This is a genomic window from Burkholderia latens (genome assembly GCF_902499045.1).
Lineage (GTDB): Bacteria > Pseudomonadota > Gammaproteobacteria > Burkholderiales > Burkholderiaceae > Burkholderia > Burkholderia latens.
Map to the genome: position 1 here is coordinate 50,438 of NZ_CABVPL010000005.1, position 23,068 is coordinate 73,505.

Consider the following 23,068-nt stretch of genomic DNA (forward strand, 5'->3'; position numbering starts at 1 on the left):
ATCGTTTGTCTGCCGTTTTGGCCTGCCCGGCGATTGTATATGACATCCCGTTCCGCTCAAACATCAGCCGAAAAGTCTATTGAATCAGCCAGTTGAAATCGGGTAAACGCTAGCGCCACACAATTGTTTTTTGATTGCACACAAAAATTTACTGTGTGATTCTTGATCCCGTCTTTGTGTGAATCGTGTGTGACGGACGGAGAACGGTCATGGCGAACGTCGCCATCGTGGGTGCAGGCTTCATCGGGCTCGGCGCAGCGGCATGGCTGCAGCGCGACGGCCATCGCGTCACGTTGTTCGACCCGGCGGGCGTCGGCCACGGCGCGTCGTTCGGCAACGCCGCGACGTTTGCGCCGTATGGCTGCGTGCCCGTCAACGGCCCGTCCGTGTTCCGCGACATCCCGCACTTCCTGTTCGCCTCGGACAGCCCGCTGCGAATCCGCTGGCCGTATCTGCTGCGCGGCACCCCGTGGCTCGCGCGGTTCCTCGCCGCGTCGACGTCCGCGCGTCACCTGCGCAGCGCCACGGCGCTGGACGCGCTGCTGTCGCGCGCCGCAGACGGCTATGCGCCGCTGCTCGCGTCGTCGCGGCTCGCCGCGTACGTGCGGCCGCGCGAGTGTTTGTATCTGTACGCAAGGCAGGCGTCGTTCGACGCGGCGCAGCCGTCGCTTGCGCTGCGACGCCGGCTCGGCGTGCCGTTCGACACGCTCGACGCGAGCGCGATTCGCCGGCTCGAGCCTGCGCTCGCGCCGATCTTCACGCGCGGCGTGCTGTTCCATGGCAGTTGGCATTTCTCCGATCCGTGCGGGTTTCTCGCTGAACTGTTCGCGCATCTGGCAACGCATGGCGCGACGCTCGAACGCACGCAGGTCGAACGGATCGAGCCTGCCGGCGACGGCGTGAACCTGCATGCGGGGCGCACGGTGCGCCGCTTCGATCACGTGGTCATTGCCGCCGGTGCGCGCTCGCGCGCATTCGCCGCGGCGTGCGGCGACGCGGTGCCGCTCGACACCGAGCGCGGCTATCACGTGCAGTTCGGTACGCACGAGCCGATCGTCACGCGACCGGTCGGCTGGGCCGAACGCGGTTTCTACATGACGCCGCTCGACGAAGGATTGCGCGCGGCCGGCACCGTCGAGCTCGGCGGCTTCGACGCCGGCATGAACCGATCGCTGATCGCGCTGCTCACACGTTCCGCACGCGAAGCGCTGCCGTCGCTCGGCACGCCGACGCGCAGCTGGCTCGGCTTCCGGCCGACGCTGCCGGACGGCGTGCCGGTGATCGGACGCGCCCGACACAGCGAGCGCGTGATCCACGCATTCGGCCACCAGCATCTGGGCGTCACGCTCGCCGGCGTCACCGGGCGGATCGTCGCCGATCTCGTCGCGCGGCGCGCGCCGCCGCTCGACCTCGCACCCTATCGGGCCACGCGCTTCTGAATGCGTACCGAATCTTTCATCCCTGCAAGGAGGCATCATGAATCGTCGTAACTGGCTGGCTTGGCTGGCCGTCTGCTCGATCGGCACGGCCACTGCGTCCGCGCAGGCCGCGGAGCCGGAAACCATCAAGATCGGCTTCGCCGGCCCGCTGACGGGGCCGGTCGCGCGCGTCGGCAAGGATCTGCAATACGGCGCGCAGCTCGCGCTCGACGAGGAGAACGCGAAACATCCGACCGTCGGCGGCAAGCCGGTGCGCTTCGTGCTCGACGTTCAGGACGACCAGGCCGATCCGCGCATCGCGATCCAGGTCGCGCAGAAGCTCGTCGACGATGGCGTGATCGGCGTGATCGGGCACTACAACTCGGGCTGCAGCATCCCCGCGTCGGCCGTCTACAAGCAGGCGAACGTCGCGATGATCACGCCCGGCTCGACCAATCCGCAACTGACGATGCAGGGCTTCAAGAACGTGTTCCGCACGATGGGGCACGACGGCGTCGGCGGCGTGGTCGCCGGACGCTTCGCGGTCGAGCAGCTGAAGGCGAAGCGGATCGGCATCATCGACGACCGCACCGCATTCGGCCAGGGTCTCGCGGATGCGTTCGAGAAAGGCGTGAAGGACGCGCACGGCAGCATCGTCGCCCGCGAATACACGAACGACAAGGCGGTCGATTTCCGCGGGATCCTGACGACGCTGAAGAGCAACAACGTCGACCTGCTGTTCTTCGGCGGCCTCGACGAACAGGGCGCGATGCTGGTGAAGCAGATGCGCTCGCTCGGCATTCGCGCGCAGCTGTTCGGCGCCGGCGCGCTGAAGAGCAATGCGTTCGTGAAGATCGCCGGCAACGCGGGCGAAGGCACGCAGGATCTCGAGCCGGGCCCCGCGCTCGACAAGCTGCCGTCCGCGATCGCGTTCGCACAGCGCTACAAGGCGCGCTTCAACCAGGACGTCGAGTTGTATGCGCCGTTCGCGTACGACGCGGCGCTCGCGATGATCGCGGCGATCCGCAAGGCGGATGCGGCCGACCGCGGCAAGATCGTCGCGAGCCTCGCGGGCGTGTCCGTCACCGGCGTGACGGGGAAGATTTCGTTCGACGAACGCGGCGATCTGATCAAGCCGCCCTACACGTTGTTCCGCGTCGAACAGGGACAGTGGCACAGCATTCGCACGGTCGGCGGCGCGTCGAACTGATCGGCGCCGGGCAGCCCGGCAGCAGGCGGCGTCATCGCGCCGTCTGCTGCCGCTGCACTTCCTGCGCCTTCATCTGCAGATACGCGCCACGCTCGACCTCGTGCAATTGCTGCGGATACTGCTCGGTCGCATCGAACCAGCGCGCGAGGCGCTGATCGAGCGGCTTGTCGAGCGTCGCCAGATACGTGTCGATCGCGAGGTAATAGCGCATCGTGTTGCGCTCCAGCAATCCGCGCACGCCGCCGACGTACTGCGGCTGCGCGGTCGATGCGCCGCTCGTGACGGTGAACCCGACCTTGTCGCTGCCGACCGTCGCGAGGTAGGTCTTCATCGCCATCCGGCCGACCGTGCCGAAACCATACGAATACGTCAGATGCAGGAACGTGCGCGACGCGCCCACCGGCACGGCCTCCAGTGCGATCCGGTAGTCCTTCGTGCCCATCGGGCCGCTGTCGGCGGTCAGGTCGACCTGGAAATAGTCCGGCGTCGCGGCGGCCACGCGATAACGGAACTGCACGCGGTAGGTATCCGACAGTTTCTGCTCGATCTTGCGGCCGACGTTCACGTCGAGCACCGGGCCGTCGCTGCCGGCCGACGCGTGACAGTACTTCGTGTTCAAGTGCAGGATCAGCACCGCGCACCAGTTCGCGGGGCCTTGCGCCGGATCGTTGAGCTTGCCGTTCACGACGGAGAACGGGTAGTCGACGACCGCATAGATATCGCCCTTCAGCGATGAAGATGCCTCGGACGATTCGAGGTACAGCGGACGGTGGAACGGATTGTTCTTCAGTTGCTCGCCGAGGCTGCGATAGCGGTCCAGCAGCGCGGCCGCGCCGCTCGCGCCGTCCGCGCCGAACGACAGTGCGCTCCAGCCCACACACAGGCACACGACGAGCGCGTGCCAGGTGCGACGCGCGAGCTGCGCGCCGCGCGAAGGTGCGGATGTCTCCATGTTCGTACTCCCTGGCGCGCGCCGGTCGCGCGCATGTGTCACAGAATACGCCTGCCCGCCGCGCGGCATGGCATGCGGCGCGATCGTCACCGGCCGCGCCTCACCGGCAGCGGCAATTGCGCGGCGGTGATCCGGACCAGCGTCGGCAGCCATTCGCGATCGTCCCACCGCTTGCCGGCGATGACGAGGTGCGGCTTCGCGCGCGGATACGGCGGGGCTTCGCCGCACGCGCCGAGATACGCGCGGCCTTCGGGCGTCGGCTTGATGCACAGCCGGTCGTCGCGGACGAGCGCGACCATCCGGCCGCCGCGATCTGCTCGACGATGAAATCGACCGTGCTCTGGCTCGGCTCGACGCCATACGAATCTCCGGGATCGAAACATCGTGTGACCTGCGCCGATGCCGCGCCGGTCAACTCATTTGTCGATGCCGAACGCACTCGACATCTGCCGCGCCCGCTTCACGTCGTCGCCGTGCAGATAGATCGACGTCGTCGAGATCGACGCATGCCGCAGGTTGTCGCGCACGGTCGTCAGCTCGGCGCCGCGCGCCAGCGCATGCGTCGCGTGCGTATGCCGCATCCAGTGCGGGCTCGCCCGGCGCAGCTTGTGCGCGAGCGCCGGGTTGTCGGCTTCGACGGCGTCGGCCGTCTGCGCGAAGAAACGCTGCATCACCTTCCACAGCCGCACGCTCGTGATCGCGGCCGCGTCATCTTCCGCGAGGCTCGGAATCAGCGGCGTATCGGGCCGCCAGCGCGCAGGCGTGACCGGCAGCCGGCGCGCGACGAGATAGCGATCGAGCGCCGTGCGCGCCAGCGGCGGCAACGCGACCCGGGCGGCCTTGCGGCCCTTGCCGATCACCTTCAGCCACACGTCGCCGTGCGCGTCCGTTTCGACATCGCCAAGCGTCGCGCCGACCAGTTCGCTCGCGCGCAGCCCGGTCGCATAGCCGAAATCGAGAATGAAGCGCAATCGTTGCGCCGCAGCGGGCGTCCAGCCCGACTGCGGCGCACCGTCCGCCGCGCGCCTGCCGAACTCGAGCCCGTCGGCGATCGTGCGGACCAGCAGCCACTCGCCTTCGGTGAACGCATGCGACGTATCGAGTGCGGTCGCGCCGCGCGTATCGCGCACCTTCACGCCCGCGAACGGATTCGCGAGCAGGTAGCGCTGCTCGATCAGCCAGCGGAACAACGCGCCGAGCACCGACAACGCGTACGCGGCCGAACGCGCGGACAACCCGCCCGAAAATGGCCGCCAGTCCGGCGCGCCGCGCGGCCGCACGGGGCCGACCCAGCGTTCGTGCGGCGTCGGGTTGCGCAGGAACGCGCGATACGCGACCGCGTCCTCCGTCGTCAGCGACGACAGCGCACGCCCGCGTTCGACGATCGCCCACAGAATCAGCCGCTCGGCCTCCTTCCGGTATGCACGTCGCGTCGCGGCCGATTCGTGCAGCGACAGCCAAGCATGCACGGCCGTGTAATCGTTGTCCGCATCGAGCGTGCAGGTGGCGCGCGGCGCGCGGAACGTGCCGGCCGAGCCGTCGACTTCGTGCGGCAGCTTCAGTCGTTCCCACGGCACGATGCCGCTGCGCGGCGTCGCCGCGATCAGCACGCGCGCCCGCTCGGTCAGCTCCGGATGCGCGGAAAAGAACGCCTCGATGTGCCGTGCGCCCGCGACGCCGAGCCCGGCAATCGCGCGCCACCACTGACGCCGGCGCGGAATCCGCACGGTCAGATCGGCAAGCGTCGCGATTCCATGCGCACGCAGTGCGACGACCGCGCGCGCCGGCAGCCACAGGCCGACGTCGTCGCTGATCTGCGGCACCGGCGCGCGCGCATGGCGCAGCTGGCCGATTGCATCGGCCGCCGCTTTCGCGATCTGCATGCACTCGCTGTCGGCATGACCGAGTTGCTCGGCGAGATCGGGCCGTCCGGCCTGCCGCGCGACGCGCACGAGGCGCCGCCGGATCCCGCCGATCACGCCGCGCGCGGAACGCCCGTCGCCGAGCCGGTCGGGCAGGTAGCGTTCGACGGCCTGGCGCACGGTCATGCCCGCGTACCACGCACGCAGCGCGGCCAGTTCGTCGGCGTCGGGAAAGCCTGCGGGTGCGGGCGCGGGATCGGAGGAAGGCGGTAAGGCGTGGCGCGATGTCATGGGCGCCAGTTTGACAGAACCCGACGCGGCCGAAAACGGGTGCGGCCGCGGAAAGAACGCCGCGCGACGCCGAAGGTGCCGTGGTGCGGAATACGGTATCGGCACGACGCAAGATGCCGGTCGATCGCGGGCGACGCGAACGCGCCGGAAGCGGCGAGAGAAGAACCGAAGCGGCGCGCCGGCGGACCGACGACGCTCAGCGTCGCCCTCGCTCAGGAAACGGCGAAGCGTCCGCTCACCCGTCGCGTTTCGGCCCAGGATTGAGCATCACGACGAAGGCCGCCACACCAAGGATCAACGCGATCGCACCACCATGCAGCGCGGTCGATTCGTCGAACAGCAGCCCGGTCACGACGGCCATCATCCCCGCGAGCGATACGAATACGGCGATCGCCGCGACGACGATCCTCGATTGTCGACGTATCATCGTGCGCGCCGCGTCAGGCCGCCGCGGATGCCGGCACGGCGGCATCGTCACCGCGAATCAGCAGCACCGGGCAGGTCGATCCACGCATGAAACGCTCGGCAACGCTGCCGAGCAGCACGCGCTGGATCCCGCGCCGCCCGTGCGTGCCTACCACCGCGAGATCGATTTCGCGCTCCTTGACGTAGCGCTGCAGGCGTTCGGCGATGTCCTCGCCGATGCTCTCGGTGTCGACGAGTTCGCCTTCGCCTTGCGCGCCGGCCAGCGCGATGGCCCGTTCGGCGTCGAGCAGCACCTTGCGGCCGTCGTCGCGGATTTCGTCGACCAGTGCGGCCGGGTCGAAACGGCCCGCATACGTAAACAGCACCGACTTGTCGACCACATACACCGCGCTGACGTGCGCGCCGAATGCGAGCGCGACCTTCAATGCCTCGTCGAGCGCCTGCTTCGACGACGCGCTGCCGTCGACGGCCACCATGATCTTCTCGTACATGTGAACCTCGCTGGGGTGAGCGGCCGCACGCGGTAGCGCGCGCGGCCATGTCACCATCATCGGCAGATGGCGCACCTGCAAGCTTGACGGCGGTCAAGGTTCGCCGGAAACCGGCGGTGCGGCAAAGCGCCGCGCGGCGCAGCCGAAGCCGCGCGCGCCCGGCACCGGACGCGACCCGAGCGCGCGACCCGCCGAAGGCGCTATCATCAGATTGACGACCTTCGTCCGGCCCCTTTTTTTGCCGGCTCACTTTCACTTCGCTAACCGACATGACAACGACTACCGAACGCGTGGACGGCGCCGCCCAGCATCTCGTCGCCGCCCGCCATGCCGGCGTGCCCGGCCCGCTGCTGCCCGACGCCTTCCGCCCCGAGAGCGTCGATACCGCGCTGGCGATCCAGCATCGCGTCGCCGACCTGCTCGGCGAGACCATCGGCGGATGGAAATGCGCGCTGCCGCCGCCCGATCGCGTGATCGTCGCGCCGATCTTCGCGTCGACGATCCGCGAAGCCGATGCGCCGTATCGCGTCGTCGGCGGCCCGATCGTACGGATCGAGCCGGAGATTGCGTTCGTGCTCGATCGCGACCTGCCCGCCCGCGCGCAGCCGTACGGCGACGACGACGTGCGCGGCGCGATCCGCGAAGTGCGCATCGTGCTCGAGGTGCTCGGTTGCCGCTATGCGGAGCCGGCGCGCGCGTCGAAGTTCGAACTGCTCGCCGACGGGCAGTTCAACCAGGGGCTGTGCGTCGGCCCCGTCGTGCCCGACGGCTTGGACGTGCCGCTCGAAACGCTCGCGCTGTCGTTCGACGGTGCGCTGAATCGCACGATCGACGGCCGCCATCCGGACGGCGATCCGCTCAAGCCGCTCGTGTGGCTCGTGAATTTCCTCGCATCGCGCGACGACGGCGTGCGCGCCGGCCAGATCGTGACGACGGGCTCGTACGCGGGCGCGATCGAGGTGCCGCTCGGCGATGCGCTGACGGTGCGCTTCGGCGAACTCGGCAGTCTGTCGGTGACGCTGACGGCGTGACGTTCGGCTGCGGACGGCGCGTATCGCCGTCCGCGCGCAACGTTGCGTCGGCAGCGCAACCACCATCGCGCCCGGCAGGTTCCGCGTGATACCGTTGCACATAGCCCGTCACGCGCGCAACCCGCGTTCACTCCGTCATTCGCCATGCCGCCGACACCGTTGCCCGCCCTGCTGGACGAAGTCCTGCGCAGCGTCCACCGCCGCTTCCGGTTGCCGCCGCTCGTGCGTGCGACGTCGCTGACCGACGCCGCGAATCCGGCCACCGTCATCGCAATCGTGATCGAGGAAGCGCGCCGGATGAAGGCGGAAGGCCGCACGTCCGGCCCGGCGCTGCAACACCGTTTCGTCAACGCGCTCGCGCGGATGATCGGCGACGCCATGAACACGCAGTCCGGCGACCCGGCGTTTCAGGCCGCGGTGCTTCGGCATCGCGCGGCGACCGTGCGCGAATACGCGTCGCTCGCCGCGCATGCCGAGCAGGATCGCCGCACGCTGCGCTCGGCGATCAACACGATCGCGCATCCGGCGAGGCTCGAACGCCACGCGCAAGCCTGGCAACGCGAGCCGCTCGCGCGGCTGCATGCAGCGGCGGCGCGCGCCGCGTGGGACGACGTCGATGCGACACTGCGGCACCTGCTCGCGCAACCGGAGATGGCCACCGACACCGCATTCGAACAGGACATCGTCAAACTCAAGGACAGCGCCGCGCTCGCCCGGCTGCTGCGCACCGACGCGCTGTCGCCGGATCCGGACGTCCGGCAGTACCGCACGCTGTGGGGGCGCCAGGGTCCGCTCGTCGGCAGTGCGCTGGCCGTCGCGCAAGGCGTCACGTCGCAACAGCGCGGCGCGGCCGTCGAGGCGCTGGCCGCGCAGGCGCTCCACGCATTGGCCGCGCAACTCGATGCGCGCGATCCGCACCGCACGTATCGCGTGGTCACGTCGATGCGCGTGCCCGCAGCGATCCCCGGCAAGCACGACCGCGCGAAAACCGAATGGGACGCGGTGCTGCTCGACCGCGCGCGCGGCGACGATCCGTCGGCCGCGTGGCACGTCCGGTTTCTCGTCGAGGCAAAGGCGTCCGCCGATGCCGCGACGACCGATTTGCCGCGCCTGCTGCGCGGCTTGCATCTGCTCGCGCAAGCCGATCCACACACCGTCTATGCGTTCGACGCGCGCGAAGGCGCGGTGCGCCTGCACGGCGCGTCGCTGCATGCGCTGACGACCGACGACGCGGCACTGCAACGCGAAGTGCTGTATTGCTGCGATGCATCGGCCGATCCGGCGCCGCGCCTGCTGGGCGCCGCCAGTCGCATGCAACTGCTGTCCGCTCCGGCGAGCCTCGACTACGCAAGCGCGCTGGCCCGGCACCAGGATGCCGATCCGCACGGCCTCGACGTCGTCTGGCACGCGCTGCTCGAACTGCCGTCATGGCACGCGGTGCTGCATCAATACGAGTCGCTACGGCAGGTGCGGGCATTGATGGTCGGTGTCGACGATCTGATGGCCGCGATCGAAGGCGATGTTGACGACGCAGACGACAGCGCAGCCAACGACGCGTGATGCGCATAGGCCGACCGCATGAGCGGGCTGCCACGTCGATTCGCCACGCGCGGCCCGTTCGGTTGTCGAGCACGCCGAACGGCGGCGGCGGCGCCCAACCGGCCCATCGCCCGCCGTCTCCCCACTGCTCGTTCGCGTCCGCGCCGACCGGCCGCAGCACCGGCGCGGCCGCACATGCAAGCGTTCTCTTCGGCGCATGACCGACTGCGGCGTCGAACGGCGACGCTCGACGCGACGGGCCGTGCCGTGCCGTGGATACCGGCCACCCTCGCGGCGCGTGAGGTACGATACGCGCCAGGGCGAAATGCCCGCTGAGAGACCGGGCCGCCGCGGCCCACACCAACAGAACAAAAATGCCAAGAAACCCGACACTGCACCGAAACGTGCTCGCCGCGCTGGCGGCGAGCGTCCTTTGCGTCCCCGCCGCTCACGCCAGCTCGGACGACACCTGCAACGTGCCGCCGACGCTCCGGCAGAGTACGTACTCGTGCGGCAACGTGCCGATGCTGAGCCCCGCGAACGACACGCGCATCAACGCGATGCTGATGATGGTCGACAGCGGCAAGGTCGCTCAGGTATTTCCGGACCCGAAGACCATCCCGGCGAAAGAGCGGATCGACCGGATCATCGTGCCGTTCCCGATGGATTTTTCCGGGTGGATCGATATCGGCCAGAAAGCGCCCGACGTGACCGACGGTGCGCCGGGCACCGATGCCGCGTCGAACCGGTACGCCGACGGCGAAAGCAGCATCTGCCGCAGCATGGCGTCGGGCGCCGGCGCATTCAATGACGCACTGGCCGGTGCCGCGGGCCTTCCCGCCGACGAAGCCGCGCGCCTGCGCACGGCGCGCGCCGACATCGCGCAGAAGACCTGTGCCGCGGGCGGCGCGAGCGGTGCATGGACGCGGCCGCCCGTGAAGTCGCCGCTCGGCCAGCAGTTCGTCACGTACCTCGACGGCACGAATGCGTTCTACCGCGCCGACTTCTTCACCGCGACGCGGGCGTTCGCGAGCGCATCGCACAGCGCTAACCCGTGGCTGAAGGAAACCGGCCTCTACATGGCCGGGCGCGCGCAACTGAACGCCGCGCAGGCCAACGCGTTCGATCACGACAGTCCGACGCCGTCGCGCGCGCGCGTGACGAAGGTATCGCTCGATGCCGCGGACACCGTGTTTCGCACCTACCTGAAGGTGTATCCGCACGGGCGCTATGCGGTTTCCGCGGCGGGGCTGTTGCGGCGCGTCGCATGGCTCGGCGGAAACGTGTCGCAGCGGGCCGACCTTTACGGACACGCGCTCGCGCGCTGGTCCCCGGCGACGTCCAACGTGCCGCTGATCCAGCTGGCGAACGAACTCGACAGCAAGCTGCTGTTCGGGTCGGAACTCGATGCGCGCCAGATCCAGTCGCCCACCGTGCTCGCAACCGTCGACCTGCTGCGCATGCGTACGTCGGGCAGCGGCGATGCGAGCCGCGACAAGCCGCTCACGCTGGACGAACTGCAAGCGCAGAAATCCCGCTTCGCGAACGCGCCCGCGTTGTACGACTACCTGCTCGCGACCTGGTACGTCCAGATCGGGCACAAGCCCGATGCCGCGCTCGCGTTGCTGCCGCAAACGCCCGCGGCGCCGCTCGACTACTTCGGCCTGAGCCAGCAGGCGCTGCGCGCGTTCGCGCTCGAGGATAGCGGCCAGAGCGACGCCGCGCGCCGGCTGTGGCGCGACCTGATCCCGCTCGCGAAATTCCGCTTCCAGCGCGAAGCGCTGGAGCTCGCGCTCGCGATCAACCTCGAGCAGGCCGGGCTCGTCGACGACGTGTTCGCCGACGATTCTCCCGTGCAAAACCTCGCGATACGTGCCGTGCTGCTGCAGCGCACGGCCGGTGCCGACCTGCTGCGCACGCAGGCGCAGAATCCGGCGAACGGCGGCGCACTGCGCGACACCGCGCTGTACACGCTGCTGTACAAGGAGCTCACGCGCTCGCACTACGCCGACTTCATCGCCGATACCGCGCTCGTGTCCGGCGCGCCGGCGGCGCCGTTGAAACCGTTCATCGCAGCCGGCGCGCGGAACGAAGCCGGTTACGTGTGCCCGTCCGCACGCGACATCGCCGCGGCGCTGCAGCAGAATCCCGGCGATGCGAAAGGACTGAACTGCCTCGCCGATTTCGTGCGCCTGCATCCGCCCGCGGCCGACCTCGAAGGCGCCCCGGTACCGCCGTGGATGCGCAACGCATCGGCGGCGGCCGCCACGCGCGTGCCGCCGACGCTCGGTGGCGCACCGTCGCAGTTCGGCGGCAAGCCGTACGAGCGGATGTCGAGCTACATGACCGTGATGGCCGATGCGCAGGCGGACCCGAACGACCGCGCGTACGCGCTGTACCGCGCGATCAAATGTTATGAGCCGTCCGGCTATAGCGAATGCGGCGGCAAGGACGTGCCGAAGAACACGCGCAAGCGCTGGTTCGACACGCTGAAGACCGCCTATCCAGGCAGCCCGTGGGCGCAGAAGCTGCGCTACTACTGGTGAGCGCCGCGTGAAGCGCGTCGCGTGTATCGCGCTGCTGCTGGCGGGCCGCGTCGCGCTGGCCGGCACCGTCGATGCGGCGCGATACGACGCGTTCTGGCTGTGGGCAGGCGTGAAGCCGCAGCCGGTCGTCAGCGATGCGCGTACCGTCTACGTACTGCAGGGGCAGATCGAAGCATCGCCGCGCGACGAATCGCTGGTACGCGTGATCGCGCAGGGCGTCGCGCTGCCGCCTGCGCCGAACGCACGCGTGTGGCTCGTCTATCGTGCACATACGCTGCACTGGACGCCGCGCGTCACGCAGATCATGCTCGCGCAGCTCGAGCGCTGGCGCGCGTCGGGCCGCACCATCGCGGGCATCCAGATCGACTTCGACGCGCGCACGCGCCACCTGCAGGATTACGTGGCGTTTCTGCGGACGCTGCGTGAAACGCTGCCCGCCGATTGCCGGCTGAGCATCACGGGGCTGCTCGACTGGAGCAGCCGGATCGACGCCGACCAGGTCAACCAGGTCCGAGAAATCGTCGACGAAGTGGTCGTGCAGACCTACCAGGGGCGCCGCACGATTCCCGACTATGCGGCCTATCTGCCACGCGTCGCGCGGCTGCGACTGCCGTTTCGCATCGGCGTGATCCAGGGCGGCGAGTGGGACGCGCCGCCGTACCTGGCCGCAAATCCGTGGTTCCGCGGCTATGTCGTGTTCCTGCGCAACGGTTAGCGGCGGCGACGCGGCAATCTCGTGCCGCCCGCGCAATGGCGACGCAGCCGGCCGAAGCCCGCATGCGCCGCCACGTTACACCGTCACGCCATTTACGCGCTTACGCCTGCACGAACGCGAGCAGGTCCGCGTTCAGCACGTCCGCATTGACCGTCAGCATCCCGTGCGAAAAGCCCGGATACGTCTTCAGCGTGCCGTTCTTCAGCAGCTTGATCGACTTCAGCGCCGAATCCGCGATCGGCACGATCTGGTCGTCCTCGCCGTGCAGCACGAGCGTCGGCACCGAAATCGAGCGGAGGTCTTCGGTCTGGTCCGTTTCCGAGAACGCCTTGATGCCTTCGTAGTGCGCCTTCGCGCTGCCGATCATCCCTTGACGCCACCAGTTCTGGATCACGCCCTGATGCACGACCGCGCCGGGACGGTTGAAGCCGTAGAACGGGCCGGACGGCACGTCGAGGAAGAACTGCGCGCGATTGTCGGCGAGCGCCTTGCGGAATCCGTCGAACACGTCGAGCGGCAGGCCTTCCGGATTCGCGTCCGTCTTCAGCATCAGCGGCGGCACCGCGCTGACCAGCACGGCCTTCGCGACGCGGCCGGCCGGCTCGCCGTGCCGGGCCACGTAGCGCGCGACTTCGCCGCCGCCGGTCGAATGGCCGACATGGACCGCATTGCGCAGGTCGAGCGCCTCCGCCACCGCGAACGCATCGGCCGCGTAGTGATCCATGTCATGACCGTCGGACACCTGCGCCGACCGGCCGTGGCCGCGGCGATCGTGCGCGATCACGCGATAGCCTTTCTGGACGAAGAACAGCAGTTGGGCGTCCCAGTCGTCGGCAGACAGCGGCCAGCCGTGGTGGAACATGATCGGCTGCGCATCCTTCGGGCCCCAATCCTTGTAGAAGATGTCGACGTTGTCCTTCGTGGTGATGTACGGCATGGCGGTAGGCTCCTTCCGGGTAGGTGAACATCGCGTGCCGGCCGGCGGCGCGGGGGCGCCGGCGACGAACTGCGGCGCGGTGGCACACCGCGTGTAGACGCAGCACCCTTCGTTGTAGCGGAAATCCAGGTCCGTGTCATGAAGCCGATAACATCCCCGCCTCGATCCTGCCGTTGTCGGCGCCCGCAACGCAACTAACCGTGCGACTCATCACGCGCGGCGAATCGCGCGTCAGCCGTCCGTCGACACGGTCACGGCCTCCCACGCGCGGATCTCTTCTTCCAGCGCCGCCCATTTGTCGCGCACGAGCCGCAACGCATCGCTGCCGAGCAACAGATGCGCGGGCGGCTGTTCAGCGCCGATGACCGCCAGCATGGCGCGCGCCGCCTTGGCAGGGTCGCCCAATTGCCTGCCGCTTTTCTCCTCGCGCGCGCGGCGGATCGGATCGAAGAGCGCGTCGTAATCGGCAATCGAGCGCGGCGTGCGCGTCATCGAGCGGCCGGCCCAGTCGGTGCGGAACGAACCCGGCGCAACCGCCGTCACCGCGATGCCGAACGGCGCGAGTTCCTTGCCGAGCGTTTCGGAAATGCCTTCCAGCGCGAACTTGCTGCCGCAGTAATACGCGATGCCCGGCATCGTGATGTGGCCGCCCATCGACGTGATGTTCAGAATGCGGCCGCGCCGGCGTTCGCGCATGAACGGCACGACGGCCTTCATCATCGCGACGGCACCGAATACGTTCACGTCGAACTGCCGGCGCATTTCCGCGAGCGGCGACTCCTCCATGATCCCTTCGTGTCCGTAGCCGGCGTTGTTCACGAGCACGTCGACGGGCCCGACGTGCATCTCGATGTCGGCGACCACGCCGTCGATGCGGTCGAAGTCCGTCACGTCGAGTACGCGCGCGATCGCCGCGTGCGGCGACAGCGCTTCGAACGCCTGTCGTGCCGTTTCGCTTCTCACGGTGCCGACCACCGTGTGACCCGCGGCCAGCGCCGCTTCGGCGAGCGCGCGACCGAAGCCGCTGCTGACGCCGGTGATGAGCATGATGTTCGTGGATGCCATCTGAGCTTCTCCCGAATGTCGATCGAAGCGTGCATACTAGTCTGACGAGCGACGCAGAATAAGCCCGATTCCGCTGATTTTCTTGCACAAAACTATGAGTACCGAACCTTCTTCGCGCCGATCGCCGGCGCTGCCCGCGCGTGGCCGCAAACGCGTGATCGCGCTGCTGCATGCGCTGGCACCGGACGAAGGCTACAACCTGACCGCGCTGCCGAGCGTGCGCATCCTGCGTTCGAACCGCGCGCTGTCGCGCACGCCGGTGCTGTACGACCCAGGCATCGTGATCGTGTGCCAGGGACGCAAGCGCGGCTATTTCGGCGGCGAACGCTATCTGTACGACGAGGACCACTATCTGGCCGTGTCGGTGCCGGTCCCGTTCAGCATGGAAACCGATGCAACGGCAGAGCGCCCGCTGCTCGCGCTGTATCTGCACCTCGATTTCACGCTGGCCGCCGAACTGGCCGCGCAGATTGATCGCACCGGAATTGCGGAACCCGTGCAGGCGCCGAAGAGCATGATGTCGACGCGGATGGACGACGCGATGCAGGCAACGGTGCTGCGTTTCGTCGAAGCGATGCACCGGCCGCTCGAAGCGGCGGTGCTCGGCCCCGCGCTGCTGCGCGAACTGTATTTCCGCGTGCTCACCGGCGCGCAAGGCAGCGCGATGAGAAGCGCGCTCGCGATGCGCGGCCAGTTCGGCCGGATCGGCCGTTCGCTGCGGCTGATCCACGCCGATTACGCGCGCGCGCTCGACGTCGCGCAACTGGCCGCCGAAGCCGGCATGAGCGTGCCGAGCTTTCACAGCCACTTCAAGGCGATCACGCAGGTCTCGCCGATGCAGTACCTGAAGTCGACGCGGCTGCATCAGGCGCGTTTGCTGATGGTGCGTCAGGACCTGACCGCCGAGGCGGCCGGCCATGCGGTCGGCTACACGAGCCCATCGCAGTTCAGCCGGGAATTCAAGCGGCTGTTCGGGCGCACGCCCGCGCAAGAAGCGAAGCGCATGCGCGCGCAGTTCGCGATTCCGCCCGCGTTCGACGATGCGGTGTTCGTGTCGTCGCATTGACGCGGCGCTTGCCGCTTCCATGGCGAATCACCGCGCGCCGACCTTCCACACCGTCACCTCGTGCAGCGTCTCTCCCGGCTTGAGCACCGTCGTCGGGAACGACGGATGATTCGGCGAGTCGGGAAAGTGCTCGGCTTCCAGCGCGAACGCGTCCGTCTGCCGGTAAACCGTCCCGCCCTTGCCTGCCACGCTGCCGTTCAAACCATTCGACGTATAGAACTGCAGCCCCGGTTGCGTCGTATACACCACGAGGAACCGCCCCGACGCCGGGTCGTACGCGCGCGCGGCAAACGCGGGCGCGGACTGCCCGCCCTGATCGAGCACCCAGTTCTGGTCGTAGCCGTGCGCGAACACGAGCGGCGCATACGCGCTGCGCAGATGTGCGCCGATCGGCGTCAATTCGCGCAGGTCCATCGGCGTGCCCGTCACGCTCGCGAGCTGCCCGGTCGGAATCGACGTGGCGCCGGTCGGCGTGAAGCGCGACGCGGCGATCTCGATCAGTTGCCGCTCGACGCTGCCGCCGTCGTGGCCGGCCAGGTTGAAATAGCTGTGATTGGTGAGATTGACGACCGTGTCCTTGTCGGTCGTCGCGCGATAGTCGATGCGGATCAGGTTGTCGCGCGTCAGCGTGTAGGTCACATCCGTCGTCAACGTGCCGGGGAAACCCTTCTCGCCGTCGGGGCTCACGTAACGCAGCGTCACGCTCGAACCGTTCCCGTCGCTGTGCGTGCCGGTCACCGTCCACACCTTCGCGTCGAAGCTGTCGGGGCCGCCGTGCAGCGTATTCGGCGGATCGTTGACGGGCAGCGTCCATGTGTTGCCGTCGAGCGTGAAGCGGCCGTGCGCGATGCGGTTCGCATAGCGGCCGATCAGCGCGCCGAAATGGAGGTTGCCGTTATGCGCTTCGTAGTCGCGCAGCGAGTCGAAGCCGAGCACGATGTCGGCGACCTTGCCTGCGCGGTCGGGCACTTCGAGCGTGGTCACGATGCCGCCGTACGTGATGATCTTCAGCGTGACGCCGTGCGCATTGGCGAGCGTGTACTGGCTCACCGCCTGCCCGGCCGCGGTGGTGCCGTAATCCGTGCGGCTGAGCGAGACGTCGGGCGCCGCCGAGGCGGCGGTCGCACCAAGCGCGAACGTTGCGCATACACCTAGTGCAAGGATCGGGTGCTGCGGCCAGAGTCGATTCATGGGAAACCTCCGGAACGTGTTCCGGCGTGGCGGCGCGCAATTTGCATGCCTGCGGGATGCGCGACGATACGCGGACGCGATTGCCGCCGACGCGGCGTCGGCGCATGCGCTCGATCGCGCAGCCGCGTGATCGATACCGGCGGATCTCCGTCTGCATATTGCTCGGCACACCGCTTACCGTGCGGGGCGCAGCGCGAAGCCCGCCAGCGCACCCGCGATGCACAGCACGCCGACGTACAGTTCCGGCGCGTGCGGATGCGCTTTCAGCAGGACCGACACGAACACCGGCGTGAGACCGCCGAACGCGGCATATGCGACGTTGTACGAGAACGAGATGCCGGAAAAGCGCACGGCCGCCGGAAACGCGCGCACCATCGCGACCGGAATCGCCGCGACCGCGCCGACGCAGAAGCCGCACAGCGCGTAAAACGGCAACAGCAACGACGGATCGGCGGAGAGTTGCGACGCCATCAGCCAGTACGATGCGCCGAGCAGGAGACAACCGGCGAAGATGGTGCGGCCGGTACCGAACCGTCCGGCGATCGAGCCGGCGACGATGCATCCGATCGTCAGGCAGAACGTCGCGGCCGAATTGGCCTGCAGCGCAAGCGCGGGTGCGATATGAAAGCGCTTGGTGATGAGCGTCGGCGTCATCAGGATCACGACGACGATCGCGGCGGTCAGCGTCCACGTGAGGATCATCGACACCAGCACCGCGCGACCGTGATCGCGCAGCACGGCCTTCAACGGCACTTCGCGGGTCAGCGACCGGCTGCGCTTCATTTCTGCGAATACGGGGGTTTCATTGAGCCAGCGTCGCAGCAACGCGGACGCAATCCCGAACAGGCCGCCGACGACGAACGGCAGCCGCCACGCATACGCGCCGATGTCGGCCGGCGAATAATGATGATTGATCGCCGATGCGATCAGCGAGCCGAGCAGGATGCCGAGCGTCAGACCGCCGGTCAGCAGGCCGCACGCGTAGCCGACATGGCGCGGCGGCACGTGTTCGGACACGAACACCCACGCGCCGGGCACCTCGCCGCGTACCGCCGCGCCTTGCAACAGCCGGCACAGCAGCAGCAGCACGGGCGCCGCAATCCCGACCGACTCATAGGTCGGCAGCAGCCCCATCGTCAACGTCGGCAGGGCCATCATCATCACGCTCAACGTGAACATGCGCTTGCGGCCGACGAGATCGCCGAAATGCGCGAGCACCACGCCGCCGAGCGGGCGCGCGAGATAACCGGCCGCGAAAATGCCGAAGGTCTGCAACTGCCGCAGCCAGTCGGGAATCGATGGCGGAAAGAACAATTGACCGATGACCGCGGCGAAAAACACGTAAATCACGAAATCGTAAAACTCGAGTGCGCCGCCGAGCGCGGCAAGCGCGAGCGTGCGGTGGTCGCTGGCGGTCAGCGGGCGGTTCTGCGCTGCCTGGAGCGAAAGCAAGTGTGTGGAGTTCATCTGAAAGAGGTCCGGGAAAGGGAACAGCGGATAAAGCCGTTGAACAGCCGTTGACGTGCTACTGCCTGACAACACCCGAGCGACCCGATCAATTCCGTCGCGCGTCAATCTGGCGATGCAACCGATATGGCGTTCGCGCCCGATACCACGGTTTCGAACCATGACGGCAAATGTTCCCGCTTCACAAATTTTCAAACCCAGCCGGGTATCGGCAAAGCGATCGTGCCCGAACCTCCCGCTTTATTCCGGCGGACACCCCGACGCGATCGCCCTCGTCGATGTGTGGGACGCCTGTTCAATAGCGCCGCCGGCAATGCCGAACCGGCCGAAGCACGATCGGATAGGCAGTGCTCGCGCAGCGGATCCGTGATGACGGCGGGAATAAACGACGACGGTCGCGTGTTTCCATATTGATGGACGGCCGGCAGGGCCGTCGCACGCGTGCATACGATGTCCGCGTGACGCGTTTACGGTTTTCCACGGGGCAATCATGCGATTTGCGGTTCTCGGCGCCGGCGCGGTCGGCTGCTACTTCGGCGGCATGCTGGCGCTGCACGGCCACGATGTCGTGTTCATCGGTCGTCCATTGCACGTCGACGCAATCCGCGACCATGGTCTGCGCGTCCAGACACGCACGTTCGACCGGTGGGTGCCGGCCGACGCGTCGACCGATATCCACGTCGCGAGCTCGGCCGACGTGGTGCTCGTATGCGTGAAGTCCGGCGATACCGCGCAGGCAGCGCGCGCGCTGAGCCGCGTGCTGGCGCCGGAAGCGATCGTAGTCAGTCTGCAGAATGGCGTGGACAACGCAGCCCGGCTGCGCGCGGCGCTCGATCGCCCCGTCATTGGCGCGGCCGTCTATGTGGCAAGCGAAATGGCCGGGCCCGGGCACCTGCTGCACCACGGCCGCGGCGATCTCGCGATCGAAGCGTCGCCGTCCAGCGAACGGCTCGCGCAAGCGCTGCGCGCAGCCGACATTCCGACCCGCATAGCCGACGACCTGCGCACGGTACTCTGGCACAAGCTCATTCTGAATTGCGCATACAACGCGATTTCCGCGATCGTGCACCTGCCGTTGGGTGAAATGCCGCACCGCGACGCGTTGCGCACGACGATGTGCGCGATCGTCGCCGAGTGCATCGCCGTCGCTGCAGCCGAAGGCGTTCATTTCGCCGACGAGCCGGCCGCAATCGTCGAGCAGATCGAAGCGACGATTCCGCCGGGTCAGTATTCGTCGACAGCGCAGGATCTCGCGCGCGGCAAACCCGGCGAAATCGACCATCTGAACGGCGCGATCGTGCGGCGCGGGCTGGCCGCTGGCATCGACACCCCGGTCAATCGGACGTTGCATCTGCTCGTGAAGATGCTGGAAGCGAAGACTGCGGCGCGTTCGTGACGCGCCGCAGCCGCCCGAGGCAGGCGCGCGCGTCCATCGGTCACATCGCGGCGCCGACCCAGAGGATGGTGAACAACATCACGAACCGCAAGCACGAACGCGACCCGGACGAGGGCGCAACGAGTTTTGCGGCGCAGACGCTACGCGACATCGGCGCGCCACTCGAATAGGCAAGCAACGCCGCCGCGAGCCGGCGTGCGATCAGGAATGCGAACCACGTCATCGCGGAACGCCGGGAACAGGCGCGGCAAATGGGCGCCAGCATTCAGAAGTTGTTCGCGCCGACGCCCGACGGGCGCCGCGAACCGTGACGCACCGGCATGCCGGCCGCGGCGCCGCGAGCGCTCAGCTCGCGACCGCCGCGCCGTCCCGCGACAGCAGCCCGAGCACTTCTTCCGTACCCGAGTCGGTGATCCGCTTGCCGATCGCGCTCAGGTCGGTGTCTCCCGGCGTGGCGATCAGCGCGTAGGTGATCCTGGCACGGCGCCACGTGACGACGTCCATGCTGCCCACCTGCTGCCGGGTCGGCACGGTGTCGGGCCGTTCGTCCTTCATCACGCACAGCGCCACCGGCAAGCCTTTGTCCGGCAGATAGACGATCTGCACCAGCGGCTTGTGATTGAAGTTCAGTCGCTGTATCCGCTTGAATGTCAGCCCGACCGCGCGCAGGTCCGGAATATGGATTCGCAGCCCGTCGTCACGGCGAATGTTGTCGATCGTGTGTGCGGCGGCAGCGGGATTTGCCGGATCGAAAGCCACCGTGTCGCGTGTATAGAGCTGCTGATAGTTCACGGCCGCCATGATCCACGGGGATGTCGTCGTCTGCGCAATCGGCGCCGCGGCCTGCGACGCGGCACCGCGCGGTTCGACGCCGGACGCGAGATGCAGTATGGCGCCGCAGCTGAATGCTCCCGCGACGAACGCCGCGGCGAGACACGGAGCCATCTGGCGGGCACGCGCGCGTGCCCGCACGGGCGGCGGCCCGCCCGTATCGGCCGCGGACATCGGCGGCACCATGTGGCGAGCATCGCCGCGCGCGGAACGCTCCGGCGGCGCAGCGTACGCCTGTGCGATCTCGGCGACCGCGCGTACCAGGCCGGGCGGCACCGGCGGCAGTGTTTGCTGCTCGAACGCTCGCCGGTAGGGCAACACCGACGCTTCGAACAGCGCGACCCGCCTGGCGACGTCGGCCGACACGCCAATCGCCCTGTCGACTTCCTCGCGCTGGTGCGGTGCGAGTTCTCCATCCGCGTATGCCATGAGCAGGATGTCGTCCATAGTCATGCCCCCTGATCCTCGCTATCCGCCGTGCTTTTCACAGGTCGGTCGTTCCGATCGCCGAACAGCGCGCCGATCGTCTGGCGAGCGCGCGACAGGCGGCTCATGATGGTACCGACGGGTACGTCGAGCGCTTCGGCCGCTTCGCTATAGCTGAATCCTTCCACGCCAACCAGCAGCATGACGACGCGCTGCGTTTCGGGCAACTGCTGCACGGCCCTGACGATCTGCGCGTCCATGATCTGCTGTTCGAACGTCGGCGCAGCGGGATCGGAGACGGTTTCGAGAAGCTCGTCGTCCCAGTCCATACCGGAGCGCCGACGCACGCTGCGCGCGCGCAGTTCGTTGAGCCACGTGGATTGCACGATCGAAAACATCCAGCTGAGCGGCGCGGTTCCGGGGCGCAGCTGATGCGCACGTTCGAGCGCGCGCACGCACGCGGCCTGCACGAGATCCTCGGCATCGTGGCGGTCGCCGGAAATGCGCAGCGCGAACGTCCAGAGACGAGGAAGCATGGCTGGGAGCATCGCGGACAGTTCGGCTGCGGTCATCTACGTCGACCCTCGCGCGGGGCAGCCGAGCCAACGTTGAGCAACGGCAGTATCTGGCATGTATCCATGGATTTTGGCGAAATTGAGCGGGCATCCCCCGCCAGTCCAGTAAACAACTGGATGGCCCGGATATTCCATCCGCCGCGACGCGAACGTACGTGCTTCGCCGGCGCAGGTCCTCACGGCGCTTCGGACGCCGCCGCGGCCGGCTCGCGCCCGGCGACCGGCGCGGCCCGCAAGGCCGCCGGCGCGAATGCGAGCCCGCCGAGGCCTGCCGCGGCGGTGGCCGGCGCGAGACCGAGCCAGCCGCGCCGGTCGGTGCCGCGGCCGGCCTTCATGCCCATCCCGAAGCTGCTCAGCGCGAACGATGCGTGTCACACCACGCTGACGACCACGTCGATGTTGCCGCGCGTGGCCTTCGAATACGGGCACGTCTGATGTGCCGCGTCGACCAGCGCTCGCGCGACCTCGGCATCGAGCCCCGGCACGCCGACGTTCAGCCGCGCCTGCAGGAAGTACGCGCCATCCGCGACGACGAGATCGATCTCCGCATCGACGTGCGTGTCGCGCGGCAGCGCAATCTTCATCCGCTGCGCAGCGAGGCCCATCGCGCCGATGAAGCATGCCGACCAGCCGGCCGCGAACAGTTGCTCGGGATTGGTGCCGGGTGCGGCCGATCCCGGGCCGGACAGCTTCACGTCGAGGCGCCCGTCGGCGCTGCGGGCCGCGCCGTCTCGTCCGCCGGTGGTGTGGGTCTTGCCGGTGTACAGCACTTTGGGTTCCATGCTCATGATCGGTCTCGCGTTGAACGGTGGTGGATGAATGGTCGACGGATCCCGTCGTCACGAAGCATTAGAGCGAGACCACGTATCCGCAATGTGTCTCGGGTGGCGGTCATTGCAACGCCATGTGTCCAACCCGGCCCGCGACACATCGAGAAACAAACCGACCGGCGCTTTTTCGGTATTTGATGAACGAGCACGCGTTTTTTCCGACAGAATGACGCCGCAATGGCGCGCATCCTTTCGCGCCGTCACGAACGACAACACAAGGAGCGTTGAACGATGCACGAATACGCACTGGCCGCGCTGATATTCGCCGGCGTCACGATCTCGAGCGCCGCGTACGCGGAGACGATCAAGCCGATCAAGGCGTCGAAGTCCGATCTTGCCGGTGCGATATTCGCGCGCACCGGTGCGGTGACGACTGCCGACCACGGGGTGCACGGCACGGACGTCGTAACGTTCACGTCCACCGACAACGCCTACCAGACCGGCGTGTACCGGTCCGGGCCTGCGCACGAGGAAATCGCCGGTCCGCAGGGATTGCCGTACAACGAGTTCCTGTACTTTCTGTCGGGCAGCGTGACGCTGACGTCGTCGGACGGTTCCGTGATGGTGGTGAAGACGGGCGAAGCCGTCACGCTCCCGAAGGGATGGACCGGACGTTTCGATACGCCCGGCTATACCAAGCTCTACGCGACCTACGGCCCCGGCGATTCAAAAAATCAGACGGGCGCCGCGAGACGCCCGCAAGCGGCGGAATAGCGCGCCGTGTCGGGGTGTTCCGTTGATGCACGCCATTCCTCCGGAGTGAAACGGTGCAACACGCGCAGCAGGCGATCACGAATCCGCTG

Annotated in this window: 22 protein-coding genes and 1 pseudogene; 9 read left to right on the forward strand and 14 right to left on the reverse strand. The window is 67.9% G+C overall.

Annotated features, from left to right (window positions below; genetic code table 11):
* The first annotated feature begins 209 nt into the window (after positions 1-209).
* Positions 210-1,439, forward strand: a complete 1,230-nt coding sequence (locus tag BSE24067_RS05340; RefSeq protein WP_151067183.1) for an NAD(P)/FAD-dependent oxidoreductase — start codon at positions 210-212, stop codon at positions 1,437-1,439.
* Between the two features lie 37 nt (positions 1,440-1,476).
* Complete coding sequence (locus tag BSE24067_RS05345; RefSeq protein WP_151067184.1) at positions 1,477-2,628, forward strand: branched-chain amino acid ABC transporter substrate-binding protein; 1,152 nt, start codon at positions 1,477-1,479, stop codon at positions 2,626-2,628.
* A 31-nt stretch (positions 2,629-2,659) separates the two neighbouring features.
* On the opposite strand, the gene BSE24067_RS05350 is transcribed toward BSE24067_RS05345, so the two are convergent.
* The 5 genes and pseudogenes from BSE24067_RS05350 to BSE24067_RS05370 all read right to left on the reverse strand — a co-directional run bounded on the left by BSE24067_RS05350 (position 2,660) and on the right by BSE24067_RS05370 (position 6,650).
* On the reverse strand, positions 2,660-3,580 hold the full coding sequence (locus BSE24067_RS05350; RefSeq protein WP_151067185.1) for a hypothetical protein: 921 nt from the start codon (positions 3,578-3,580) through the stop codon (positions 2,660-2,662).
* Positions 3,581-3,666: 86 nt separating this feature from the next.
* Positions 3,667-3,905, reverse strand: a pseudogene (locus BSE24067_RS05355) (TfoX/Sxy family protein).
* Between the two features lie 91 nt (positions 3,906-3,996).
* Complete coding sequence (locus BSE24067_RS05360) at positions 3,997-5,733, reverse strand: site-specific integrase (protein ID WP_151067186.1); 1,737 nt, start codon at positions 5,731-5,733, stop codon at positions 3,997-3,999.
* 235 nt (positions 5,734-5,968) lie between these two features.
* Entirely contained in the window at positions 5,969-6,160 is a 192-nt protein-coding gene (locus BSE24067_RS05365; protein WP_151067187.1) for a DUF2964 family protein, read from the reverse strand.
* Between the two features lie 13 nt (positions 6,161-6,173).
* Complete coding sequence (locus BSE24067_RS05370; protein WP_151067188.1) at positions 6,174-6,650, reverse strand: universal stress protein; 477 nt, start codon at positions 6,648-6,650, stop codon at positions 6,174-6,176.
* Positions 6,651-6,919: 269 nt separating this feature from the next.
* Here BSE24067_RS05370 and BSE24067_RS05375 point away from each other — a divergent pair, with 269 nt between their 5' ends.
* From BSE24067_RS05375 to BSE24067_RS05390, 4 genes are all read left to right on the forward strand, one after another.
* A complete protein-coding gene (locus BSE24067_RS05375) occupies positions 6,920-7,681 on the forward strand; it encodes a 2-keto-4-pentenoate hydratase (RefSeq protein WP_151067189.1) in 762 nt (253 codons plus the stop codon).
* Positions 7,682-7,825: 144 nt separating this feature from the next.
* The gene (locus tag BSE24067_RS05380; protein ID WP_151067190.1) at positions 7,826-9,241 is read left to right on the forward strand and encodes a 3-deoxy-D-arabino-heptulosonate 7-phosphate synthase; all 1,416 of its coding nucleotides are present in this window, start codon (positions 7,826-7,828) and stop codon (positions 9,239-9,241) included.
* Positions 9,242-9,594: 353 nt separating this feature from the next.
* Positions 9,595-11,766 (forward strand): PA5441 family protein, encoded by a 2,172-nt coding sequence (locus tag BSE24067_RS05385; protein WP_151067191.1) that lies wholly within the window; start codon positions 9,595-9,597, stop codon positions 11,764-11,766.
* 7 nt (positions 11,767-11,773) lie between these two features.
* Complete coding sequence (locus BSE24067_RS05390; RefSeq protein ID WP_151067192.1) at positions 11,774-12,481, forward strand: DUF3142 domain-containing protein; 708 nt, start codon at positions 11,774-11,776, stop codon at positions 12,479-12,481.
* Positions 12,482-12,581: 100 nt separating this feature from the next.
* Here the strand turns inward: BSE24067_RS05390 and BSE24067_RS05395 are convergent, their stop codons facing one another.
* Positions 12,582-13,418, reverse strand: coding sequence for an alpha/beta fold hydrolase (locus BSE24067_RS05395; protein ID WP_151067193.1), 837 nt, complete (start codon positions 13,416-13,418; stop codon positions 12,582-12,584).
* Between the two features lie 231 nt (positions 13,419-13,649).
* Positions 13,650-14,483 carry an oxidoreductase gene (locus BSE24067_RS05400; RefSeq protein ID WP_151067194.1) on the reverse strand — a complete coding sequence of 278 codons (834 nt, stop codon included), beginning with the start codon at positions 14,481-14,483 and terminating at the stop codon, positions 13,650-13,652.
* A 94-nt stretch (positions 14,484-14,577) separates the two neighbouring features.
* On the opposite strand from BSE24067_RS05400, the gene BSE24067_RS05405 reads away from it, so the two are divergent.
* Positions 14,578-15,549 carry an AraC family transcriptional regulator gene (locus BSE24067_RS05405; RefSeq protein ID WP_151067195.1) on the forward strand — a complete coding sequence of 324 codons (972 nt, stop codon included), beginning with the start codon at positions 14,578-14,580 and terminating at the stop codon, positions 15,547-15,549.
* A gap of 27 nt (positions 15,550-15,576) precedes the next feature.
* On the opposite strand, the gene BSE24067_RS05410 is transcribed toward BSE24067_RS05405, so the two are convergent.
* Together BSE24067_RS05410 and BSE24067_RS05415 are read right to left on the reverse strand one after the other, a co-directional pair.
* On the reverse strand, positions 15,577-16,740 hold the full coding sequence (locus BSE24067_RS05410; protein WP_151067196.1) for an aldose epimerase family protein: 1,164 nt from the start codon (positions 16,738-16,740) through the stop codon (positions 15,577-15,579).
* A 174-nt stretch (positions 16,741-16,914) separates the two neighbouring features.
* A complete protein-coding gene (locus BSE24067_RS05415; RefSeq protein WP_151067197.1) occupies positions 16,915-18,207 on the reverse strand; it encodes an MFS transporter in 1,293 nt (430 codons plus the stop codon).
* Positions 18,208-18,697: 490 nt separating this feature from the next.
* Between BSE24067_RS05415 and BSE24067_RS05420 the strand changes: the two genes are divergently transcribed.
* Positions 18,698-19,603 carry a ketopantoate reductase family protein gene (locus BSE24067_RS05420; protein WP_151067198.1) on the forward strand — a complete coding sequence of 302 codons (906 nt, stop codon included), beginning with the start codon at positions 18,698-18,700 and terminating at the stop codon, positions 19,601-19,603.
* A 40-nt stretch (positions 19,604-19,643) separates the two neighbouring features.
* On the opposite strand, the gene BSE24067_RS05425 is transcribed toward BSE24067_RS05420, so the two are convergent.
* The 5 genes from BSE24067_RS05425 to BSE24067_RS05445 all read right to left on the reverse strand — a co-directional run bounded on the left by BSE24067_RS05425 (position 19,644) and on the right by BSE24067_RS05445 (position 22,223).
* Complete coding sequence (locus tag BSE24067_RS05425; RefSeq protein WP_151067199.1) at positions 19,644-19,868, reverse strand: hypothetical protein; 225 nt, start codon at positions 19,866-19,868, stop codon at positions 19,644-19,646.
* Between the two features lie 80 nt (positions 19,869-19,948).
* Positions 19,949-20,887, reverse strand: coding sequence for an anti-sigma factor family protein (locus BSE24067_RS05430; protein WP_151067200.1), 939 nt, complete (start codon positions 20,885-20,887; stop codon positions 19,949-19,951).
* Positions 20,884-21,432, reverse strand: coding sequence for an RNA polymerase sigma factor (locus BSE24067_RS05435; RefSeq protein WP_151067201.1), 549 nt, complete (start codon positions 21,430-21,432; stop codon positions 20,884-20,886). Before BSE24067_RS05435 ends, BSE24067_RS05430 begins: the two co-directional genes overlap by 4 nt.
* Before the next feature lie 179 nt (positions 21,433-21,611).
* Positions 21,612-21,776, reverse strand: coding sequence for a hypothetical protein (locus BSE24067_RS05440; protein ID WP_174904706.1), 165 nt, complete (start codon positions 21,774-21,776; stop codon positions 21,612-21,614).
* A 30-nt stretch (positions 21,777-21,806) separates the two neighbouring features.
* Positions 21,807-22,223, reverse strand: a complete 417-nt coding sequence (locus BSE24067_RS05445) for an organic hydroperoxide resistance protein (RefSeq protein ID WP_151068329.1) — start codon at positions 22,221-22,223, stop codon at positions 21,807-21,809.
* A 273-nt stretch (positions 22,224-22,496) separates the two neighbouring features.
* On the opposite strand from BSE24067_RS05445, the gene BSE24067_RS05450 reads away from it, so the two are divergent.
* A complete protein-coding gene (locus BSE24067_RS05450) occupies positions 22,497-22,979 on the forward strand; it encodes a cupin domain-containing protein (protein WP_151068330.1) in 483 nt (160 codons plus the stop codon).
* Positions 22,980-23,068: the final 89 nt, after the last annotated feature.

Coding starts and splice junctions, on each gene's coding strand:
- BSE24067_RS05340 (WP_151067183.1), top strand. CDS start 210: ATGGCGAACGTCGCCATCGTGGGTGCAGGCTTCATCGGGCTCGGCGCA.
- BSE24067_RS05345 (WP_151067184.1), top strand. CDS start 1,477: ATGAATCGTCGTAACTGGCTGGCTTGGCTGGCCGTCTGCTCGATCGGC.
- BSE24067_RS05350 (WP_151067185.1), bottom strand. CDS start 3,580: ATGGAGACATCCGCACCTTCGCGCGGCGCGCAGCTCGCGCGTCGCACC.
- BSE24067_RS05360 (WP_151067186.1), bottom strand. CDS start 5,733: ATGACATCGCGCCACGCCTTACCGCCTTCCTCCGATCCCGCGCCCGCA.
- BSE24067_RS05365 (WP_151067187.1), bottom strand. CDS start 6,160: ATGATACGTCGACAATCGAGGATCGTCGTCGCGGCGATCGCCGTATTC.
- BSE24067_RS05370 (WP_151067188.1), bottom strand. CDS start 6,650: ATGTACGAGAAGATCATGGTGGCCGTCGACGGCAGCGCGTCGTCGAAG.
- BSE24067_RS05375 (WP_151067189.1), top strand. CDS start 6,920: ATGACAACGACTACCGAACGCGTGGACGGCGCCGCCCAGCATCTCGTC.
- BSE24067_RS05380 (WP_151067190.1), top strand. CDS start 7,826: ATGCCGCCGACACCGTTGCCCGCCCTGCTGGACGAAGTCCTGCGCAGC.
- BSE24067_RS05385 (WP_151067191.1), top strand. CDS start 9,595: ATGCCAAGAAACCCGACACTGCACCGAAACGTGCTCGCCGCGCTGGCG.
- BSE24067_RS05395 (WP_151067193.1), bottom strand. CDS start 13,418: ATGCCGTACATCACCACGAAGGACAACGTCGACATCTTCTACAAGGAT.
- BSE24067_RS05400 (WP_151067194.1), bottom strand. CDS start 14,483: ATGGCATCCACGAACATCATGCTCATCACCGGCGTCAGCAGCGGCTTC.
- BSE24067_RS05405 (WP_151067195.1), top strand. CDS start 14,578: ATGAGTACCGAACCTTCTTCGCGCCGATCGCCGGCGCTGCCCGCGCGT.
- BSE24067_RS05410 (WP_151067196.1), bottom strand. CDS start 16,740: ATGAATCGACTCTGGCCGCAGCACCCGATCCTTGCACTAGGTGTATGC.
- BSE24067_RS05415 (WP_151067197.1), bottom strand. CDS start 18,207: ATGAACTCCACACACTTGCTTTCGCTCCAGGCAGCGCAGAACCGCCCG.
- BSE24067_RS05420 (WP_151067198.1), top strand. CDS start 18,698: ATGCGATTTGCGGTTCTCGGCGCCGGCGCGGTCGGCTGCTACTTCGGC.
- BSE24067_RS05425 (WP_151067199.1), bottom strand. CDS start 19,868: ATGCTGGCGCCCATTTGCCGCGCCTGTTCCCGGCGTTCCGCGATGACG.
- BSE24067_RS05430 (WP_151067200.1), bottom strand. CDS start 20,887: ATGACTATGGACGACATCCTGCTCATGGCATACGCGGATGGAGAACTC.
- BSE24067_RS05435 (WP_151067201.1), bottom strand. CDS start 21,432: ATGACCGCAGCCGAACTGTCCGCGATGCTCCCAGCCATGCTTCCTCGT.
- BSE24067_RS05440 (WP_174904706.1), bottom strand. CDS start 21,776: ATGGGCATGAAGGCCGGCCGCGGCACCGACCGGCGCGGCTGGCTCGGT.
- BSE24067_RS05445 (WP_151068329.1), bottom strand. CDS start 22,223: ATGAGCATGGAACCCAAAGTGCTGTACACCGGCAAGACCCACACCACC.
- BSE24067_RS05450 (WP_151068330.1), top strand. CDS start 22,497: ATGCACGAATACGCACTGGCCGCGCTGATATTCGCCGGCGTCACGATC.